The sequence below is a fragment of the [Clostridium] celerecrescens 18A genome (assembly GCF_002797975.1).
GTDB classification, from domain to species: Bacteria; Bacillota; Clostridia; order Lachnospirales; family Lachnospiraceae; genus Lacrimispora; species Lacrimispora celerecrescens.
This window is the reverse complement of record NZ_PGET01000001.1, coordinates 1,878,483-1,899,134: the sequence shown is the minus strand read 5'-3', so window position 1 is coordinate 1,899,134 and position 20,652 is coordinate 1,878,483. Positions and strand designations below refer to the sequence as shown.

General features: G+C 44.6%; 13 protein-coding genes and 4 tRNA genes. 14 read left to right on the top strand and 3 right to left on the bottom strand.

Annotated elements, in window-relative coordinates:
• Nucleotide 1: 1 nt before the first annotated feature.
• From H171_RS08965 to H171_RS08945, 5 genes are all read left to right on the top strand, one after another.
• Nucleotides 2-4,561, top strand: a complete 4,560-nt coding sequence (locus H171_RS08965; RefSeq protein ID WP_100304816.1) for a PolC-type DNA polymerase III — start codon at nucleotides 2-4, stop codon at nucleotides 4,559-4,561.
• A 156-nt stretch (nucleotides 4,562-4,717) separates the two neighbouring features.
• A tRNA-Pro gene (locus tag H171_RS08960) sits at nucleotides 4,718-4,791 on the top strand.
• 26 nt (nucleotides 4,792-4,817) lie between these two features.
• Nucleotides 4,818-4,889 (top strand) — tRNA-Glu (locus H171_RS08955).
• A 147-nt stretch (nucleotides 4,890-5,036) separates the two neighbouring features.
• Nucleotides 5,037-5,582, top strand: a complete 546-nt coding sequence (locus tag H171_RS08950; RefSeq protein ID WP_100304815.1) for a flavodoxin domain-containing protein — start codon at nucleotides 5,037-5,039, stop codon at nucleotides 5,580-5,582.
• Between the two features lie 16 nt (nucleotides 5,583-5,598).
• The gene (locus tag H171_RS08945) at nucleotides 5,599-6,486 is read left to right on the top strand and encodes a GGDEF domain-containing protein (protein WP_100304814.1); all 888 of its coding nucleotides are present in this window, start codon (nucleotides 5,599-5,601) and stop codon (nucleotides 6,484-6,486) included.
• 55 nt (nucleotides 6,487-6,541) lie between these two features.
• Here H171_RS08945 and H171_RS08940 read toward each other — a convergent pair whose 3' ends face one another.
• Both H171_RS08940 and H171_RS08935 read right to left on the bottom strand, forming a co-directional pair.
• A complete protein-coding gene (locus H171_RS08940) occupies nucleotides 6,542-8,089 on the bottom strand; it encodes a flotillin family protein (protein WP_100304813.1) in 1,548 nt (515 codons plus the stop codon).
• Nucleotides 8,090-8,182: 93 nt separating this feature from the next.
• Nucleotides 8,183-8,255, bottom strand: a tRNA-Thr gene (locus H171_RS08935).
• 312 nt (nucleotides 8,256-8,567) lie between these two features.
• On the opposite strand from H171_RS08935, the gene H171_RS08930 reads away from it, so the two are divergent.
• Together H171_RS08930 and H171_RS08920 are read left to right on the top strand one after the other, a co-directional pair.
• Nucleotides 8,568-8,849 carry an acylphosphatase gene (locus H171_RS08930; RefSeq protein ID WP_100307478.1) on the top strand — a complete coding sequence of 94 codons (282 nt, stop codon included), beginning with the start codon at nucleotides 8,568-8,570 and terminating at the stop codon, nucleotides 8,847-8,849.
• A gap of 263 nt (nucleotides 8,850-9,112) precedes the next feature.
• A complete protein-coding gene (locus H171_RS08920; protein WP_100304812.1) occupies nucleotides 9,113-9,745 on the top strand; it encodes a manganese efflux pump MntP in 633 nt (210 codons plus the stop codon).
• A gap of 266 nt (nucleotides 9,746-10,011) precedes the next feature.
• Here H171_RS08920 and H171_RS08915 read toward each other — a convergent pair.
• Nucleotides 10,012-10,082, bottom strand: a tRNA-Gly gene (locus H171_RS08915).
• A gap of 154 nt (nucleotides 10,083-10,236) precedes the next feature.
• On the opposite strand from H171_RS08915, the gene H171_RS08910 reads away from it, so the two are divergent.
• The 7 genes from H171_RS08910 (at nucleotide 10,237) to H171_RS08880 (ending at nucleotide 20,646) form a co-directional block, all read left to right on the top strand.
• Nucleotides 10,237-12,156: a DNA gyrase/topoisomerase IV subunit B gene (locus H171_RS08910; protein ID WP_100304811.1), complete on the top strand. Its 1,920-nt coding sequence runs from the start codon at nucleotides 10,237-10,239 to the stop codon at nucleotides 12,154-12,156.
• A gap of 12 nt (nucleotides 12,157-12,168) precedes the next feature.
• On the top strand, nucleotides 12,169-14,403 hold the full coding sequence (locus H171_RS08905; RefSeq protein ID WP_100304810.1) for a DNA gyrase/topoisomerase IV subunit A: 2,235 nt from the start codon (nucleotides 12,169-12,171) through the stop codon (nucleotides 14,401-14,403).
• Between the two features lie 160 nt (nucleotides 14,404-14,563).
• Entirely contained in the window at nucleotides 14,564-15,652 is a 1,089-nt protein-coding gene (gene asd / locus H171_RS08900; RefSeq protein WP_100304809.1) for an aspartate-semialdehyde dehydrogenase, read from the top strand.
• 67 nt (nucleotides 15,653-15,719) lie between these two features.
• A complete protein-coding gene (locus tag H171_RS08895) occupies nucleotides 15,720-16,781 on the top strand; it encodes an aldose epimerase family protein (RefSeq protein ID WP_100304808.1) in 1,062 nt (353 codons plus the stop codon).
• A gap of 78 nt (nucleotides 16,782-16,859) precedes the next feature.
• A complete protein-coding gene (locus H171_RS08890; protein WP_100304807.1) occupies nucleotides 16,860-17,750 on the top strand; it encodes a DMT family transporter in 891 nt (296 codons plus the stop codon).
• Between the two features lie 77 nt (nucleotides 17,751-17,827).
• Complete coding sequence (locus tag H171_RS08885) at nucleotides 17,828-19,954, top strand: DNA topoisomerase (protein WP_100304806.1); 2,127 nt, start codon at nucleotides 17,828-17,830, stop codon at nucleotides 19,952-19,954.
• Nucleotides 19,955-19,965: 11 nt separating this feature from the next.
• Nucleotides 19,966-20,646 carry an LbetaH domain-containing protein gene (locus tag H171_RS08880; RefSeq protein ID WP_100304805.1) on the top strand — a complete coding sequence of 227 codons (681 nt, stop codon included), beginning with the start codon at nucleotides 19,966-19,968 and terminating at the stop codon, nucleotides 20,644-20,646.
• The last annotated feature ends 6 nt before the right edge of the window (nucleotides 20,647-20,652 follow it).

The window sequence follows — 20,652 nt, the reverse complement described above, 5'->3', positions numbered from 1 at the left end:
AATGTCAAAAAGATTTTTGGAGGTTTTTCCAAGTTTACATATTACAGAGGAATTAAGGGAGCTTTTAAATCTGGTGGAAGTGGAGAAGGTCGCTTTAGGCAGGGATAGAAGCTCTATTCGCATTTACCTCATGAGCCCGAGACTTATACATAAACAAAATATTTACGGGCTGGAAAAGGGGATCAAGGACCAGCTTTTTCCTTCCAAGCGGATTACCATAAAGATTATCGAACGGTTCCGTTTATCGGGCCAGTATACGCCTCAGAAGCTATTAAAAGCCTATAAGGAAAGCCTTTTAATGGAACTTAAAAATTACAGCATTATTGAATATAACATGTTCCGTAAGGCGGAATTCCAGTTTCCTGAACCGGATCTTCTTAAGATGACGGTGGAGGATACCATAGTTACCCATGAAAAGGCCGGGGACTTAAAACGGGTTCTGGAAAAGATTTTCCAGGAACGGTGCAGCTTGCCGGTAGAGGTCCAGTATGAATATGTGGAACCCAAGGAAAACGAGCTGGCAAAACAAAAAGAGCTTCAGATGCAGCGGGAGGTAGCGGAAATTGTAAGCCGTACCTCCTTTGCGATAAAGAATGATGAAGACCAGATTGAGTATGGTGCCGGGACCGGTGAGGGAGCTGGCGGTCCTTCCATGGCAGATGGCATTTCTTTGGATGCCCTGACTGCAGAATATACGGCTTTTGCTCCAGCAGACCAGGCTTCTAAGGCTCCTGCGCCCGCACTGCGTATGGGAGGGAAGAAGGAAGCTGCTAAGACCGGCGATTCAGATTCCGGGAAAAAGGAGTGGAAGGACTTTAAGAAGGGCAGCGGCTCCTACGGACGCCGTTCAGACAATCCGGATGTATTGTACGGACGTGACTTTGACGGGGAAATCATAGAGATTGAAAAGATTGATGGTGAGATCGGGGAAGTTGCCATCAGAGGCAAGATTTTAACTGTGGACAGCAGAGAACTGAGAAGCCAGAAGACCATCATGATCTTTGATGTGACGGATTTTACAGATACGATCACGGTGAAAATGTTTGCCAGGGAAGAGCAGATTGATGATTTAAAAGCAGCAGTGGTACAGGGAAGCTTTATACGCATCAAGGGTGTTACCACCATTGATAAATTTGACGGTGAGCTGACTCTCGGATCAGTGGTTGGAATCAAGAAATCCGAGGACTTTACCGGGAAGAGGGTGGATAACAGCCTTGAAAAGAGGGTGGAGCTCCATTGCCATACAAAAATGAGCGATATGGATGGCGTATCAGAGGTCAAGGATATCGTAAAACGGGCAAAGCGATGGGGAATGCCTGCGATAGCCATAACCGATCACGGCTGTGTCCAGGCCTTCCCGGATGCCAATCATGCTCTGGATAAAGGAGATCCCTTTAAGCTGATCTATGGCGTGGAAGGATATCTGGTAGATGATTTAAAGCAGTTAGTGGAAAATTCCAGAAACCAGGGCTTATCGGATTCCTATGTTGTATTCGATATCGAGACAACAGGGTTTAGTTCTTCCAGGAACCGGATCATCGAAATCGGAGCGGTAAAGGTAATTAATGGGATCATTACGGATAAATTCAGCTCTTTTGTAAATCCTGATGTGCCCATTCCTTTTGAGATCGAGCAGCTTACAGGCATCAATGACAATATGGTTCTTCCTTTCCCTAAAATCGATGAAATACTGCCGCAGTTTCTGGAGTTTTGCGGGGATTCGGTCCTGGTAGCTCATAATGCATCCTTTGATGTGGGCTTTATCGCCTATAATGCATCCAGGCTTAACCTGGCCTTTGATCCTACAGTTATTGATACGGTGGCGCTTGCAAGGCTTCTCCTTCCGAAGCTTAACCGCTATAAGCTGGATACGGTTGCAAAGGCGCTTAATATTTCCCTGGAGAACCATCACAGAGCGGTAGACGATGCAGGTTGTACGGCTGAAATATTCGTGGCATTTGTGAGAATGATCCGGGAACGGGGTGTGGAAACCCTTGACGAGCTTAATGGTCTAAGTACCATGACGGCGGATATGATTAAAAAGCTTCCTACCTATCATGTGATCATATTGGCTTCCAATGATGTGGGAAGGGTAAACCTTTACCGTTTGATCTCTTATTCCCACATTAATTATTATGCCAGAAGACCCAGGATTCCCAAAAGTGTTCTGAATAAATATCGGGAAGGACTGATCGTAGGCTCCGCCTGTGAAGCAGGGGAACTGTATCAGGCCCTTCTTCGTGGCGTTTCCGACGCAGAGGTTGCAAAACTGGTTCACTTTTATGACTATTTGGAAATACAGCCCTTGGGAAACAATGCCTTTATGCTTAGGGATGAGAAAAGTTCAATAAAGTCGGAACAGGACTTGATCGACATTAACAAAAGGATCGTAAGCCTTGGAGAGCAGTTTGGTAAGCCGGTTTGTGCCACTTGTGATGTTCACTTTCTGGATCCGGAGGATGAGGTTTACCGAAGGATCATTATGACCGGCCAGGGCTTTAAGGATTCCGACGATCAGGCGCCTTTGTACTTGCGTACCACAGAGGAAATGCTGAAAGAATTTGGATACCTGGGGCCAAATAAGGCGGAAGAGGTAGTAATAAAAAACACAAGAAAAATTGCCGACATGTGTGAAAAGATCTCTCCGGTACGTCCGGATAAATGTGCTCCCGTCATTGAGAATTCCGATGAAGACTTAAGAAAAATCTGTTATGACAGGGCCTATGCCATTTACGGTGAAACCCTTCCGACAATCGTTACGGAGCGGCTGGAGAGAGAGCTTCATTCCATCATATCCAATGGGTTTGCGGTTATGTATATCATTGCCCAGAAGCTGGTTTGGAAATCCAATGAGGATGGGTATCTGGTAGGCTCCCGAGGCTCTGTCGGTTCTTCCTTTGTAGCTTATCTGTCAGGAATTACGGAGGTAAACTCCTTAAGCCCACATTATTATTGTGCGTCCTGTCATTATTATGATTTTGATTCAGAGGAAGTTAAACAGTTCTCCGGTATGGCGGGATGTGATATGCCGGATAAGGTTTGCCCGGTGTGCGGACTTCCACTGGCAAAAGACGGATTTGATATTCCCTTTGAAACCTTCCTGGGCTTTAAGGGGGACAAGGAGCCGGATATTGACTTAAACTTCTCCGGTGAGTATCAAAGTAAGGCTCATGACTATACCGAGGTTATTTTTGGCAAAGGCCAGACGTTCCGGGCAGGGACCATTGGTACTCTGGCAGATAAGACTGCCTTTGGTTATGTAAAAAATTATTATGAAGAGCATGGGGTAAGAAAGCGGAATTGTGAGATCAGCCGGATCGTGCAAGGCTGTGTTGGGGTCAGAAGAACCACCGGACAGCATCCGGGTGGAATTATTGTACTTCCTCATGGAGAGGAGATCTATTCCTTTACTCCGGTTCAGCGGCCTGCCAATGATATGACCACCATGACGGTAACCACCCATTTTGATTACCATTCCATTGACCATAACTTACTGAAGCTTGATATTCTGGGGCACGATGATCCTACCATGATCCGTATGCTTCAGGATCTGATTGGTTTTGATCCGGTAAAGGATATTCCTCTTGACAGCAAGGAGGTCATGTCGCTGTTTCAGGACACCTCAGCCTTAAAAATCACGCCGGAGGATATTGGAGGATGTAAGCTTGGAGCCCTTGGGGTTCCGGAGTTTGGTACGGACTTTGCCATGCAGATGTTAATTGACACGCAGCCCAAGTATTTCTCTGACCTGGTACGTATTGCCGGCCTTGCCCATGGTACGGATGTGTGGCTGGGTAACGCCCAGGCCCTGATCCAGGAGGGAAAGGCTACCATTCAGACGGCAATCTGTACCCGTGACGATATCATGGTCTATTTAATATCAATGGGAATCGAAGAGGGACTGTCCTTTTCTATTATGGAGAGCGTCCGAAAGGGAAAAGGGTTAAAGAAAGAGTGGGAGGAGGAGATGACCGCCCACGGAGTTCCGGACTGGTATATCTGGTCTTGTAAAAAGATCAAGTACATGTTCCCTAAGGCCCATGCTGCCGCCTATGTTATGATGGCCTGGCGTATTGCCTATTGCAAGGTGTTTTATCCTCTGGCTTATTATGCCTCCTTCTTTAGTATTCGTGCCAATGGCTTCAGTTATGAGCTGATGTGCCAGGGACGGGATAAGCTGGAATATTATCTGGCTGACTATAGGAAGCGGATCGACACTCTTTCAAAAAAAGAGCAGGATACACTAAGGGATATGAGAATCGTACAGGAGATGTATGCCAGAGGGTATGACTTTATGCCCATCGATATTTACCGGGCAAAGGCAAGGCATTTCCAGATCATTGACGACAAACTGATGCCGTCCTTAAGCAGCATTGACGGATTGGGTGAAAAAGCGGCTGATGCCGTCGTGGATTCGGTGAAAGATGGAGCGTTCCTATCAAGGGAAGATTTCAGAAACAGGACAAAGGTCAGCAAGACCGTCTGTGATCTGATGGGAGATTTAGGACTTCTTTTTGAACTCCCGGAATCCAATCAGCTGTCCTTATTTGACCTGGGCTGACAGAGGGGGATAAGACCCCTTCTGAAGCCCGGGACTTTTCCGGACAAGATAGTAACAGAAATTTTTTGAAATTTTTCCAGAATTTTAAAATAATAAAAAAATTTTGAAAATAAGGTTGACATCCGCTGGGATTTGTATTATACTACCTAACGTAATCGAGGCGTGGCTCAGTTTGGTAGAGCGCTGCGTTCGGGACGCAGAGGTCGCAAGTTCGAATCTTGTCGCCTCGATTCTGTATCAATAATATGCTGTAAATGGCCTATTGGTCAAGCGGTCAAGACGCCGCCCTCTCACGGCGGAAACCCGAGTTCGATTCTCGGATAGGTCATAGTAAAAACCTTCAGGAGCAGCCTGGGGGTTTTTGCGTTAATTGGGACAGTTTTAAAACAGAAGCGCTGTCATTTTTTGATTGATGTATAAAACGATTGGGAATACATAGGTTTGTCATAGATAAAGAATATAGGAGGAGCCTGTTATGAAGAAGATTGCGGTAGTATATCAATCAAAATACGGAGCGACCAGAAAATATGCAGAATGGATCGCCGGGGAATTATCCTGTGATCTGTTTGAAGGTAAAGATATAAAGGCGGGTGATCTTTTACCATATGATACCATCATTTTAGGTGGCGGCCTGTATGCCGGGGGTGTCAACGGGATTAAGTTATTGACAAAGAACTTTTCTAAGTTCTCCGACAAGAATCTGATACTTTTTACCTGCGGTCTGGCTGATCCTTCCGATACAGTTAATACGGATCATATTAAAAAGAGCCTGTATAAGGATCTTACCGAAGAAATGAAGGATAAGATCAAAGTTTTCCATTTACGCGGGGCCATGGATTATTCTAAACTCAGTCCCATACATCGGTCAATGATGGCTTTTGTCTGCAAGATGACCGCAAAAAAAGACCAGGATTCTTTGACGGAGGAAGACAAAGAGATGCTGGCAAGCTACGGAAAAAAGGCTGATTTTATAAATAAAGAATCGATATTGCCACTTATAAGTTATATACGGAATTTATAAGCATTACGGGGTTAAAATGGATAATATTTCGCTGGATGAGATAAAAGACAAATTGGACTTTTTTTATAAAATGTATGATATCGTACGTTTGGTTGATCCGCTCAACAAAAGGGTGCTGGACTATCGGCAGTCTTCTTTAACCGGGACACCGGATGTATGCTATCATTATTGGGAAAACAACAGAATTTGTGATAACTGTATTTCCATAAGAGCTTATCAGGAAAATAAAAGCTTTGTAAAAATGGAAAAAAGCGGGGAAGAGGTTCTTCTTGTTACAGCTATTCCCATTGATAACGCCGATAGCCCGGCGATACTTGAGCTGTTAAAAAATGCTACTGACACAATGCTCGTGGGGAATGGTGATTATAATCAAGGAGAAATATTTACCCGCTTTATAAAGGAGCTTAATGATGCGGCGGTGAGAGATCCCCTTACAACCCTTTATAACAGGCGTTTTGTGGATGAGCGCCTTCCGGTTGATATTATTAATGCTTTGCTAAAGCATAAACCATTGTCCGTATGCTTTATTGATCTTGATAACTTTAAATCAATTAATGACCTTTATGGGCATAAGGCGGGGGATTCAACGATCAAAGAAGCAGGCGAAGTCATTTCCCGGAATATTTCTTATGAAGATGTTTGGGCGGCGAGATATGGCGGAGATGAGTTTCTTCTTTGCCTGAGCGGTGTCAATGAAGATCATGCACGTGAAATTGCAGAAGGCATACAAATGGAAATTGAAAAGATGCCGGTAAGCCAGGCTGTAAAAGGGGGCCCTCTTTCCATCTCTTTTGGGATAGAAACCATGAAGGATGTTCCTGTGACTGCGGAGGAGCTTATACGCAGGGCAGATGAAAAGATGTATAAAGCAAAAAACGAAAAAATTCGGATATATGAGAAATAAGATTAATAAATGAAAAAAACCATCCTGTGTAAGGATGGTTTTTCCATTTCTGTTTTTACCCTTTCTCTGTACTGTCAGCAATATCCTTGCTGATGTTTGCAACAATTACTTCGTTTGCCGGTTCATTTATATTTGTACCGTCAGGAATTCCGGTAATATTTACATTTCTGGTTACCTTAGCATCATATGTATTTGCCTTCATGATCTCTGTGATATCCAAACCGGTTGTTTCTTTTACAGATTCGATCGTCTTAGCTAAGACGGCGGGTACATAGCTCCCCATGGAAGTTACGCCTGTATCACCATTCCCGCTGTCAATAATAGTGACCTTATCAATTGCTGCTAATGGTTCTGCAATTGCCTTTGCCATCTCAGGCAATGCCTGCACAATCATTTCCATCATTGCAGCCTGCCCGTATTTCTTCATTGCGTCCGCTTTCTTTTCCATTGCTTCCGCCTCTGCAAGACCCTTCGCCTGAATAGCAGCAGCTTCTGCTTCTCCTTTGGCCTTAATACCTTCGGCTTCCTGGAGCATAGCAAATTTTTCTGCTTCCGCCTGGGCTTTTCTTGCTTCTGCCTCTTTTTCCTGTTCGTATTTCTTTGCTTCCGCTTCGCGCTGCCTTCTTGCTAAGTCAGCGGAAGCTTTCTGTTCTACCGCATAGCGTTCTGCATCGGCTTTCTTATTAATTTCGGCTTCCAAAGTCTGCTGCATAACGGCAACTTCTTTGTTCTTTAGTTCTGCTTCCCGTTCTGTCTTTGCAATCTGGGCATTTACTGTAGCTGTCTGAACAGTTTTTTGCTGTTCCTGGTTCTGAATTTCATAAGCTGCATCAGCTTCCGCACGTTTTGAATCAGATTCCTTCTTTAATTCAGCCTTCCTAATCTCAAGTTCATTATTCTTCTGAGCAATTTCTGTTTGAGCAAGTACTCTCGCGTCATTAGAGGCTTTATCTGCTTCCGCCTGGGCAATTGCAATGTCTCTTTCCGCCTGAGCTTTTGCGATAGAAGCGTCTTTCTTGATTCTTGCCGTATTGTCGGCACCAAGATCCTTAATAAGGCCATTCTCATCGGATATATTCTGGATATTGCATGATACAATTTCAATCCCAAGTTTTTTCATGTCTTTTGATGCTTTTGCCATTACCTGATCGGAGAAGGAATCTCTGTCAGTATTGATTTCCTTTAAAGTAAGAGTACCAATAATCTCACGCATATTACCCTGAAGGGAATCCTGCAAGTCTTGGGTAATCTGATCCTGGTTTTTATTTAAGAAGTTCTTAGCCGCTAATTTGATTCCTTCTTCCGTTGGTTCAATTCTAACTTTCGCAACAGCGTCAACATTCACGTTGATGAAATCATTTGTTGGCACAGATTGTTCTGTCTTGATATCCACCGTCATCTGACCAAGGTAAAGCTTATCCAATCGTTCAAGGAATGGGATTTTAATTCCGGCGCGTCCAATTAAAATCTTTGGCTCTTTTTTTAATCCTGAAATAATGAAAGCCCTGTCAGGCGGAGCCTTTACATATCCGCTTGCTAAGATACCAAGAAGGATAATTACAGCTGCAGCAGTAAGAACGAATGGTAAAATGATCTCTAACATAATTTCTCCTTTCAAACATAAAAAGTTTCAATCGCATCGTGTAAGTAAATCTTTATATGAAGAAAAAACCTCGTATAAACGAGGTTTTTATAAAGCTCCCGGGGGGACTCGAACCCCCGACCCACGCATTACGAATGCGTTGCGCTACCAACTGCGCTACGGAAGCAATCCGATTATAATATTTAAGGTCTGAACCTTTGATAGTATAACAGCTAAATGGTAAAAAATCAACCCCAACTTGAAAAAAAAACTTAAATTGCGAAAGGATTGCCAAACTCCCCATAAAAAGTTATAATTAGTAAAGGATTCCAGGAGAGAACGCTTATTTCTGAGGAGTTTTTTTACACAAAATCATGGAAAAAATCAGCCGGAAAACCAGTTCGTTTATTATAGTAAAATATATGAGACCATTGATGAGACTATTATTAAATAAAGGAGAAACCCTGCCACGGAGGAGGTCAGGGTGCAGGTGATTGCGATGGAAAAATGGGATAAAATCCGAAAGCATGTTTATGTAAGCGGACGGGTACAGGGGGTGGGATTCCGTTTCCGAACCCAGCAGCTTGCCCGGGGACTTAACCTTACCGGCTGGGTGAGAAACTTAGATGATGGGCGGGTGGAAATGGAACTGCAGGGGCTGGAAGAAGTAATAGACCGCCTGTTTGACCATTTAAGGCAGGATCGTTACATTATGATTGACAGCCTCCAGGCGGCAGAGATCCCGCCAGTGGAGGAAAGTGGATTCCGGGTAAGGTATTAAATGAGAAGGATTGACAGCGGCTGCATACCCATGCTATACTACCAACACAACAGAATCGCTCATGAGGGAGTAGTTTGCGCGGACTGCCGCGTGTCAAGTCAACATACTGACCATGATGGTCTGGCTTGTCTTAAAAAACGAGACTCATGTATAGCCCAGGCTATACATAGGTCTTTTGCTTTATATTGGCTCAAGTATAACCTGACAGGGTTGTACGGGAGTCTTTTTTTGTTGAATAAACGATTTGGTACGGAGGAAGTAAAATGAATTTAGTCGAACTCTTTATTCTTGCAGTGGGGCTTTCTATGGATGCCTTTGCCGTTGCAATCTGCGCCGGGCTGACAATGAAGAAAGCAACAGTAAAAAAGGCAATGATTGTCGGTCTGTACTTTGGTATATTTCAAGCTGTTATGCCGCTTATGGGGTATTATGCTGCCACGTGGTTTGCGGACAAGATTATCTCCTATGATCATTGGATCGCGTTTGTATTGCTCTGTTTTCTTGGCGGTAGAATGATTTTTGAAAGTTTCAAAGGAGGGGGCTGTCCTGACAGAGTCTGTCCGGTTGAAACGTGCAAAGACAGAAACTGCCCTGGAGGAAAGCGGCCTGATAACAAGGAAGCCACTTTAAAGCCCGACGAGATGCTGCCCCTTGCCCTAGCCACGAGTATAGACGCTCTGGCAGTGGGGGTATCCTTTGCCTTCCTTCAGGTCAACATCGTTCCGGCGGTTTCTTTTATCGGGATTACAACATTTGCCTTATCCATGATCGGTGTTAAAATAGGAAATGTATTCGGTACAAGGTTCAAATCGAAAGCGGAGCTGGCTGGAGGTATAATATTGGTTTTGATTGGTTTGAAAATATTGCTTGGGCATTTGGGGGTGATTCCTTTTTAAATTATAGCGAGGATATGCATGGAGAATGTTAAGAAAAATAATTGCACATTGAAATGGGATATGCTGCCATAGTTACATGGAGCAATCGTGTTACTGCAAGGGCGTTGGCCTTCCATTATACATAGATGGGAAGTAGTGCGGATGAAATATGAATTTAAAGACCTTATGGCCTTTGGTATGTTCATAATCGCATTACTTACCTAAAAAAAGAAGACTATCCAAGTTGTTTTGGAAGTCCTCTTTTTCTTTGTAAATAAAAGGTTTAGAGCAGATAACGGGAATCGGACCCGCCTCCTCAGCTTGGGAAGCTGATGTTCTACCAATGAACTATATCTGCTTATTTTATTTGATACGTTTTATATTATAGCATAGGGTATTGGAAAAGTTCAATACTTTTTTATGAATTTAGCAAAAAAAATGCCAGAAACTTGCCAAAACTGGAAAAGGCATTGTATAATGGGATATGACAATACCAGATGTGGAGGAGTAACATGGCAAAAGCACAGTATAATGCGGATAGTATTACCGTATTGGAAGGCCTTGAGGCGGTTCGAAAACGTCCGGGCATGTATATAGGCAGTGTTGGGACAAAGGGATTGAACCATTTGATTTATGAGATTGTAGATAACGCGGTGGACGAGCATCTTGCCGGTTACTGCAGTCAGATATGGGTCACCCTGGAAGCAGATGGATCCTGTACCGTAAAGGATGCAGGACGAGGAATTCCGGTGGAGATGCACAAAAAGGGAATATCGGCAGAGCGGGTCGTACTGTCTACCCTTCATGCAGGCGGTAAATTTGATAATGACGCCTACAAGACCAGCGGCGGCCTGCACGGAGTCGGTTCCTCGGTTGTGAACGCCCTGTCTGCCCACATGAAAATTAAAATATATAAGAATGGTCTGATTCATTACGACGAATATGAGCGGGGCATACCAACGGTAGAACTGGTGGATGGCCTGCTTCCCACGTTAGGAAAAACAAAAGAGACAGGAACAGAAATCAACTTCCTGCCTGACGGGGAGATTTTTGAAAGAATCCGTTTTAAAGCGGAATGGTTAAAAAGCCGTCTTCATGAAACCGCGTATCTGAATCCGGAGCTTCATATCACCTATGTTAACAAAAGGCAGGGAGAAGAGGAAACCGTCATTTATCATGAACCGGAAGGAATCATCGCCTATGTAAGGGAGTTAAATTCCGGAAAGGATGCAATTCACGATCCGATTTATTTTAAGGGAACCCTGGATAAGGTTGAAGTGGAGGTTTCCTTGCAGTTTGTAGATACCTTTGAGGAGAATATCCTGGGCTTCTGCAACAATATTTTCACACAGGAAGGGGGAACCCACCTGGCTGGATTTAAGACCCGTTTCACTCAGATGATCAATAACTATGCAAGAGAACTGGGGATTTTAAAAGAAAAGGATGCTAACTTTACAGGAGCCGATACGAGAAACGGTTTAACTGCCGTGGTGGCGGTAAAGCATCCGGATCCCATCTTTGAAGGACAGACAAAGACAAAGCTTGCAAGCGCCGATGCCACAAAGGCGGTATTCACTGTGGCTGGAGATGAGCTTCAGCGGTATTTTGACCGAAATCTGGAAGTCTTAAAGGCAGTGATCGGCTGTGCGGAAAAATCTGCAAAGATCCGTAAAGCAGAAGAGAAGGCAAAGACCAATATGCTTTCCAAGTCAAAGTTTTCCTTTGACAGCAACGGAAAGCTTGCAAACTGCGAAAGCCGGGATGCAAAAGAATGTGAAATTTTTATCGTAGAGGGAGATTCTGCGGGCGGTTCCGCAAAAACGGCCCGCAACAGGCAGTACCAGGCCATTCTCCCGATCCGAGGTAAGATATTAAACGTAGAGAAGGCATCTATGGACAAGGTTCTGGCCAATGGGGAAATCAAGACAATGATCAATACCTTTGGCTGCGGATTTTCTGAAGGATACGGCAATGATTTTGATATTACAAAGCTGCGGTATCATAAAATCATCCTTATGACCGATGCCGATGTGGATGGAAGCCATATCGATACCCTTCTTCTCACCTTTTTGTACCGGTTTATGCCGGAGCTTATTTATAACGGCCATGTGTTTATAGCCATGCCGCCTCTGTTTAAGGTTGTTCCAAAGCGGGGAGAAGAACAGTATCTTTATGATGAAAAGGAGCTGGAGCGCTACCGCAGGACCCATACGGGAGAGTTTACCCTGCAGCGGTATAAGGGACTTGGAGAAATGGATGCAGAACAGCTGTGGGAAACCACTCTGGACCCTGAAAGGCGGGTGCTGAAACAGGTGGAAATCGAAGATGCCCGTATGGCTTCGGAAATTACCGAAATGCTCATGGGAAGCGATGTGCCTCCAAGGCGGCAGTTTATCTATGAGCATGCGGATGAAGCTGAGATTGACGCGTAAGGAGAAGGAGTAATGGCAGAAAAAATCATTAAAACAGAATATTCCGAGGAAATGCAGAAGAGCTACATGAACTATTCCATGAGCGTAATCACAGCCAGAGCGATCCCGGATGCAAGAGACGGATTAAAGCCGGTACAGCGGCGAGTATTATATGACATGAGCGAGCTTCGCTTAAACCATGATAAGCCCCACCGGAAGTCGGCGCGTATCGTGGGCGATACCATGGGTAAATACCATCCCCATGGAGACAGCTCCATTTACGAGACATTGGTAGTCATGTCCCAGATATTTAAAAAGGGGATGCCTTTAGTCAACGGCCACGGAAACTTCGGCTCCATTGAGGGAGACGGAGCGGCAGCCATGCGTTACACGGAAGCCAGACTGGAAAAATTCGCAGAGGAAGTCTATTTAAAGGACTTAGATAAGACGGTTGATTTTGTCCCCAATTACGATGAGACGGAAAAGGAACCGGAAGTCCTTCCTGTGCGGGTTCCAAATCTGCTGATCAATGGGGCGGAGGGGATTGCAGTGGGTATGAGCACCAGCATTCCTCCCCATAACCTGGGAGAAGTCATTGATGCGGTCCGTGCGTATATTGATAATCAGGATATTACCATAAAGGAATTAATGGAGTATTTGCCTGGACCGGATTTTCCCACTGGCGGTATTATAGCCAATAAAAGTGATCTGCCTGCCATTTACGAAACCGGCGTAGGAAAGATCAAGCTCAGAGGGAAAATAGAAGTGGAGCTTGGAAAACGGAAGGCAGATAAAGATAAACTGTTAATCACAGAGATCCCCTATACCATGGTCGGAGCCGGAATTAATAAATTTCTGATGGATGTGGCAGACCTGGTTGAGAGCAAAAAGCTTACGGATGTGGTTGATATTTCCAACCAGTCCAACAAAGACGGGATCAGGATCGTCCTGGAGCTGAGAAAGGATGCGGATGTGGAGAAAATCCGCAACATCCTTTATAAGAAAACTAAGCTGGAAGATACCTTTGGAGTCAACATGCTGGCCATTGCAGGCGGGCGTCCGGAAACCCTGGATTTAAGGGGAATCCTTAAAAATTACCTGGATTTCCAATATGAAAATGCCACCAGAAAATATCAGACCCTTCTGGAAAAAGAGCTGGAAAAGAAAGAGATCAGGGAAGGCCTTATAAAAGCCTGTGACATCATTGATTTGATCATCGCAGTTTTAAGGGGTTCTAAAAACCTGAAAGACGCAAAGAACTGTCTGATGACCGGAGATATCTCCAATATAAATTTCCGGGTCAAGGGTTTTGAAGAGGATGCAAAGAAGCTGCACTTTACGGAAAAACAGGCTGGAGCTATTCTGGAAATGCGCCTCTATAAGCTGATCGGTCTAGAGATCCTCCAACTGGAAAAGGAGTATAAGGAAACGCTGGCTAAAATCGCTGAATATGAAAAAATCCTGTCCAGCCGCAAAAACATGGATGCGGTCATTAAAAAAGACTTAGACAATATCAAAGCCGAATATGCGACGCCAAGAAGGACTCATATTGAGGATGGCAGGGAAGCCGTTTATGAGGAAGATGCGGTTGCCGTATCAGAGGTCACCTTTGTCATGGACCGTTTTGGCTACTGTAAGGTGCTTGATAAGAATACTTATGAAAGAAATAAAGAAACCATTGAAACAGAGAATCCTTATGTGGTAAACTGTTTGAATACGGATAAAATATGTATCTTTACCAATACAGGAAACTTACATCAGGTGAAAGTTCTGGATATTCCAGGCGGCAAGCTGCGGGATAAAGGGACACCCATTGATAATTTAAGCAAGTTTGATGGGACCAGGGAAGAGATCATATACCTGGGCCATGCACAGAGCTTCAAGGGCCGAAAATTTTTGTTCGCTACCAGACAGGCTCTTGTAAAACTGGTACCGGGAGAGGAATTTGAAACTAATAACAGGACCGTAGCGGCCACTAAGCTTCAGGACGAAGATGGTGTCATCAGCGTTCAGCTTGTGGGTGGACAGACGGATGTGGTGCTGCAGACGTCGGCAGGCGTATTTTTACGTTTCCAGACGGAAGAGATTCCTGAGATGAAGAAGAATGCAAGAGGCGTGCGGGGAATCAAACTGGCGCCTGGCGAGGAGTTAGAGACCGTGTATCTTTTAGGCGAGGATCCTATCATTCATTACAAGGAAAAAGAGGTTCATTTAAACCGGCTGAAGATCGGAAAGCGTGACGGAAAGGGCAGCAAGGTGCGTCTTTAATGCTTTACTGCAGCATACATTTTAAAGAAATGTATGTGCACGGCGTACAAATGTATTTTTCTGGCGAATAAATATTGATTTTTTTTTCACTTTGTTATAGGATAGTTAAGAATTTAGCATATGATAAGATTACAAAATGAAAAGAAAAGAGGAGAAAGCGATGGAAAAAAGATTGCGAGTTGGCGTTTTAGGAGCAACCGGTATGGTGGGACAGAGATTTATTTCTCTTCTGGAGAATCATCCATGGTATGAGGTGGTGACAGTGGCAGCAAGTCCTCGTTCTGCTGGCAGAACTTATGAGGAAGCAGTGGGCGGCCGTTGGAAAATGACCACTCCAATGCCTGAGGCCGTAAAAAACCTAACTGTCATGAATGTAAATGAAGTGGAAGCGGTTGCTGCCAGTGTTGATTTTGTTTTCAGCGCTGTGGATATGACCAAGGAAGAAATAAAGGCCATTGAGGAAGCATATGCAAAGACCGGAACACCGGTTGTATCAAATAACAGTGCCCATCGGTGGACGCCGGATGTTCCTATGGTGGTGCCTGAGATCAATCCTGAGCATTTTGAAGTCATTGAGGATCAGAAAAAGCGTCTGGGCACAGACCGTGGATTCATTGTGGTAAAACCCAACTGCTCCATTCAAAGCTATGCACCTGTTTTGACAGCCTGGAAGGAATTTGAACCCTATGAAGTGGTGGCTACGACCTATCAGGCAATTTCCGGAGCCGGAAAGACCTTTAAGGACTGGCCGGAGATGGTAGAAAACATCATTCCTTATATCGGAGGAGAAGAAGAAAAGAGCGAGCAGGAGCCGCTTCGTCTCTGGGGAAAGATTGAAAACGGGGAGATCGTAAAAGCCAGTGAACCGGTCATCACCTGTCAGTGCATACGGGTACCCGTATTAAACGGACATACGGCGGCTGTATTTGTAAAATTCCGCAAAAAGCCCACCAAAGAGGAATTAATTGACCGCATGGTGAATTTTAAGGGCCTTCCGCAGGAACTTGAGCTTCCAAGCGCTCCCAAGCAGTTCATACAGTATCTGGAAGAGGATAACCGTCCACAGGTTACTCATGATGTGGATTTTGAAAAAGGAATGGGAATTTCAGTAGGACGTTTAAGAGAAGATTCGGTTTACGATTATAAATTTGTGGGTCTGTCCCATAATACGGTCCGCGGAGCGGCCGGCGGTGCGGTTCTCTCAGCAGAGCTTTTAACCGCAAAGGGATATATCAAGGCCAAAGAATGATTGGATCATAGAGCTCTCGACCTTCAGGGAGAGAGCTTTAAGTAAAAAGGTATATGGAGGAAGGAAAATGGCATACAAGAAAGAGCTTTGGGGAAACATGCAAGATGGAAGGGAAGTGTATCTGTATACACTTGTAAATAGAAACGGAGTTTCCGCTTCTTTCACAAATCTCGGTGCAGTTTGGGTCAATATGAATGTGCCTGACAGGGATGGGACCGTAGTTGATGTGGTCCTGGGATTTGACAGCGCGGATGAATATCTTTTAAATCCGCCACATTTTGGAGCTCCCATCGGAAGGAATGCCAACCGTATTGCAGGTGCAAAATTCAGCATTAATGGAAAAGAGTACAAACTGGAACCTAATAACGGGCCTAACAATCTTCACAGCGGACCGGATCTTTACCAAAGCCGTCTTTGGGACAGTGAGGCGGAGGAAAATGATCTTGGAACAAGTGTCAGCTTTTCCCTGTTTTCACCAGATGGAGATCAGGGATTCCCAGGGAATGCAAACATTACAGTAACCTATACACTAACACCGGATAACAGCCTTGAGATTTCCTACCATATGATCTGCGATGCAGATACCGTAGCAAACTTTACCAATCACAGTTATTTCAACCTTGATGGACATGATGGCGCAGATGCCATGAAGCAGCGTGTCTGGATTGATGCAGATACATATACAAGGGCAGATGAAGGTTCCATTCCCACCGGGGAGTTCACCCCTGTTAAGGGAACTCCCATGGACTTCACTGTAATGAAACCCATTGAGCAGGATATCAATGAGAAATATGAGGCGCTGATCTTTGGCGGAGGTTATGACCATAACTGGGTATTAAACCACCCGCAAGGTGAGGTTTCCCTGTGTGCCGCATCGGAATCAGATAAGACAGGCATCCGGATGGAGGTTTATACAGACCTTCCCGGAATACAGTTCTACACTGCGAACTTCTTAAAAAATGGAATGACGGGCAAAGGCGGAGCGGTATACGAAAAGCGCTGCTGCTATTGCTTTGAAACCCAGTATTATCCTGATTCCGTAAATAAACCGGAATTTCAGTCTCCAGTCTTAAAAGCCGGCGAAGAATATAAGACAACAACCATATACAAGTTCTCTATTATAAAATAGAAATGAGCAGGTAAAATAAACCAGGGACGCAGGATACTGCGCCCCTGCTCTTTTGTGAAAGGACATCTAGGTGTACATATGAATAAACAGGACGGAAAAGGGATTAAGGCATTATCTGCCTTGGGTCTGATTATAACAACCATCATATGGGGCAGCGGCTTTGTTGTGATGAAGAATTCGGTGGAAGTGATCACCCCGGCTTATTTACTGGCTTTACGCTTTACCATTGCGTCTGTTGCGCTGGTGGCCGTATTCTGGAAGCGGGTGAAAAAAGTCAGTAAGCCGGATTTAATGTGCGGCGGACTTTTAGGAGTTTTTTTGTTTGTCAGTTATTTTTTTCAGACCTATGGGCTTAAATATACTACTGCCAGTAAAAATGCTTTTATCACCACATTGTACGTGATCCTGGTACCGTTTCTCCATTGGTTTTATAACAGAAAAAAGCCTTCCCGGAACAATGTGGCGGCAGCAGGTATCGCAGTGCTGGGACTTGCGCTGTTGTCCCTGGAGGGAGACCTTTCCGTGAATATTGGGGATTTGATGACTTTTGTATGCGGCTTTTTCTTCGCGTTTCATATTGTTTTTATTGATCGTTATACTGAAGACCATGATCCCATTATCCTGACTGTGATCCAGATGGTTATGGCGGCAATCTTAAGCTGGGCAATTGCTCCGGTTTTGGAAGGTTCCTTAGATGTAACCGTGATTGACACTTCCATGGTGACCGGCCTGCTGTATCTGGGAATCTTTTGCACGATGATCTGTTTTCTTCTCCAGAATATGGGACAAAAGCATCTGACTCCCAATACTTCCTCCATTATTTTATCCTTTGAAGCTGTATTCGGCCTGATGTTTTCCGTTCTGTTTTTGGGGGAGCAGGTGACGATAAAACTGGCGGCTGGATGTGTGCTGATGTTCACCTCCGTTATCTTATCTGAATATAAAAGGAAAGGTTCCGCAAAGGCATAGTTATCAGAAAGATTTGCCATTCATCAATTTTAGTGTTATAATGAACAGGTTACTATCATAAGGCGGTAGGGAGATATATGTCGAAATCGTTATACATTGCAGAAAAACCAAGTGTGGCCCAGGAGTTTGCCAACGCTTTAAAGGCGAATGGAAGACGCAGGGATGGATATATAGAATCGGATCAGGTGATCATAACCTGGTGCGTAGGGCATCTGGTAACGATGAGCTATCCGGAAAGCTATGATCCCAAATTCAAGCGGTGGAGCCTATCCACCCTTCCTTTTCTTCCCAAGGAGTTTAAGTACGAGGTGATTCCAAACGCTGAAAAACAATTTAAGATTGTAAGCGGCCTGCTGAACCGTCCTGATGTGGATACCATTTATGTATGCACGGACTCCGGGCGGGAAGGAGAATACATATACCGCCTGGTGGCGCAAATGGCAGGAGTGGTGGACAAGAAGCAGAAACGTGTGTGGATTGATTCCCAGACTGAGGATGAGATTTTACGAGGCATCCGGGAAGCAAAGGATGAATCCGAATACGATAATCTTTCGGCCTCAGCCTATTTAAGGGCGAAAGAAGATTATCTCATGGGAATTAATTTTTCCCGATTGCTTACACTAAGATATGGGCAGCATATTTCCAATTACTTAAAAAGCGGGAAGAATACGGTAATATCCGTCGGCCGGGTCATGACCTGTGTCATGGGGATGGTGGTGCGGAGAGAACGGGAGGTCCGGGACTTTGTTAAAACTCCGTTTTACCGTGTAATCGGAACCTTTTCTAAAGAAGATGCAGTAAACCCCGAATTATCGGGTATGGATTTTGACGGGGAGTGGAGAAGCGCTCCTGGATCCAAGTATTTCGAATCCCCATTCCTTTATAAGGAAAACGGCTTTAAGGAACGAAAATATGCGGAAGAGCTGATAAACACCCTGTCTCTCATGGATCCCATGGAAGGAACCGTTGCTTCCATAGAAAAGAAAAAGGAAACAAAGAATCCTCCCTTGCTTTACAATCTGGCTGAGCTTCAGAATGACTGTTCCAGAATGTTTAAGATCAGTCCTGATGAGACCTTAAAGCAGGTCCAGGAGCTTTATGAGAAGAAGCTGGTCACTTACCCAAGAACTGATGCCAGAGTTTTATCCACGGCGGTTGCAAAGGAGATCCATAAGAACATAGCCGGGCTTAAGGGCTTTGAACCTTTGGCAGAAGCAGCTGCAGAGGTTATGGAGAAGGGCTCTTTTAAGACCATTGAAAAAACCAGGTACGTCAATGATAAGCAAATAACGGACCACTATGCCATCATACCCACCGGTCAGGGACTTGCCGCGTTGAGAGGACTGTCTCCCCTGGGATTGAAGGTTTATGAAGTCATAGCAAGAAGATTTATAAGCGTCTTTTATCCCCCGGCTGTTTATCAGAAATATGCCCTGGAGCTTGTGGCGGATACAGGGAACCCCGCTGCAGAACCCGCCCCGAATCAGTTGTCGGGAAAGGAACATTTTTATGCCAATTTCCGGGTCATGCTGGAAGCGGGTTATTTAAAAGTTGCTGAGGTGTCCTGGGGAAAAAAGAAGCAGCAGGATGAAGGAAATGGTGAAGCACCTTCTGAGGACAACGGACAAGAGGAGAACAATCAGGAATCCTCTCAGAATCAGATGGATAATCCCGCATTCGTTGCTATGCTTGGCACCCTGAAAAAAGGAATGAAGCTTCCTCTTAAAAAGCTGACGATTAAGGAAGGAGAAACCTCTCCTCCCAAGCGCTATACATCCGGTTCCATGATCTTAGCCATGGAAAACGCCGGACAGCTTATTGAAGATGAAGAACTCCGCGCCCAGATAAAGGGAAGCGGAATAGGAACCAGTGCTACACGGGCTGAGATTTTAAAAAAGCTGTGCAATATCAAATACCTCTCCCTAAACAGCAAGACTCAGATAATTGTACCCACTCTTTTGGGAGAGATGATTTTCGACGTAGTCAATGCTTCCATCAGACAGCTTCTTAATCCGGAATTGACGGCAAGCTGGGAAAAAGGGCTGACTTACGTGGCCGAGGGGTCCATAACCCCGGATGAATATATGCAGAAGCTGGAGAATTTTGTTGCCGGGCGGACCGCAGGAGTTTTAAGACTCAACAATCACTACGATCTGCATGGTGTATTTGATGCCGCGGCAGCTAATTATAAAAAACAAAAATAGGAGATTATAAAATGAAAAAAGAAGATATGACAAACCAGGACTTATTTGATACTACCCATACAATAGCAAAATTATTATTTGAACAGACTACTTACCCATGGGAGATCCTTCCCAAAATCAGCGAATTCATCGTCTCTCTGGGAGCGCGTCTTCCAAAGGATGAGTTTGTTCACGTGGGTAAAGCAGTATGGATTCATAAATCCATCAATCTTCCGCCAACTGCATGTATGGGTGAGAATGTGATCATCTGTAAGGGCGCACAGATCCGTCATTGTGCATTTATCAGAGGCAATGCCATCATTGGAGAAGGTGCTGTAATAGGAAACTCTTCTGAAATTAAGAATTCCATTCTTTTTGATGGCGTACAGGTTCCTCATTACAACTATGTAGGAGATTCCATCTTAGGCTATAAGTCACATATGGGTGCTTCTTCTCTGGCTTCCAACGTAAAATCCGATAAGTCTTTGGTAACGGTTCATGCAGAAGACGGGGATATTGAGACCGGCCTTAAGAAATTCGGTGCGATCATAGGCGATTTCACGGAAGTTGGCTGCGGCGCAGTCTTAAATCCAGGAACCGTAATCGGACCGAAGTCCAATATTTATCCTCTTTCCTGTGTCAGAGGCTGTGTAGATGCTAACTCCATCTATAAGAACCAGGGAGAAATCGTAGAGAAAAAAATTGAGGAATAAGGAACA

What these genes read in the sequence shown, in the direction of transcription:
- H171_RS08905 (WP_100304810.1), top strand. Translation starts at nt 12,169, where the DNA reads ATGGCAGAAAAAATCATTAAAACAGAATATTCCGAGGAAATGCAGAAG.
- H171_RS08950 (WP_100304815.1), top strand. Translation starts at nt 5,037, where the DNA reads ATGAAGAAGATTGCGGTAGTATATCAATCAAAATACGGAGCGACCAGA.
- H171_RS08940 (WP_100304813.1), bottom strand. Translation starts at nt 8,089, where the DNA reads ATGTTAGAGATCATTTTACCATTCGTTCTTACTGCTGCAGCTGTAATT.
- asd (WP_100304809.1), top strand. Translation starts at nt 14,564, where the DNA reads ATGGAAAAAAGATTGCGAGTTGGCGTTTTAGGAGCAACCGGTATGGTG.
- H171_RS08890 (WP_100304807.1), top strand. Translation starts at nt 16,860, where the DNA reads ATGAATAAACAGGACGGAAAAGGGATTAAGGCATTATCTGCCTTGGGT.
- H171_RS08895 (WP_100304808.1), top strand. Translation starts at nt 15,720, where the DNA reads ATGGCATACAAGAAAGAGCTTTGGGGAAACATGCAAGATGGAAGGGAA.
- H171_RS08910 (WP_100304811.1), top strand. Translation starts at nt 10,237, where the DNA reads ATGGCAAAAGCACAGTATAATGCGGATAGTATTACCGTATTGGAAGGC.
- H171_RS08945 (WP_100304814.1), top strand. Translation starts at nt 5,599, where the DNA reads ATGGATAATATTTCGCTGGATGAGATAAAAGACAAATTGGACTTTTTT.
- H171_RS08880 (WP_100304805.1), top strand. Translation starts at nt 19,966, where the DNA reads ATGAAAAAAGAAGATATGACAAACCAGGACTTATTTGATACTACCCAT.
- H171_RS08885 (WP_100304806.1), top strand. Translation starts at nt 17,828, where the DNA reads ATGTCGAAATCGTTATACATTGCAGAAAAACCAAGTGTGGCCCAGGAG.
- H171_RS08920 (WP_100304812.1), top strand. Translation starts at nt 9,113, where the DNA reads ATGAATTTAGTCGAACTCTTTATTCTTGCAGTGGGGCTTTCTATGGAT.
- H171_RS08965 (WP_100304816.1), top strand. Translation starts at nt 2, where the DNA reads ATGTCAAAAAGATTTTTGGAGGTTTTTCCAAGTTTACATATTACAGAG.
- H171_RS08930 (WP_100307478.1), top strand. Translation starts at nt 8,568, where the DNA reads ATGGAAAAATGGGATAAAATCCGAAAGCATGTTTATGTAAGCGGACGG.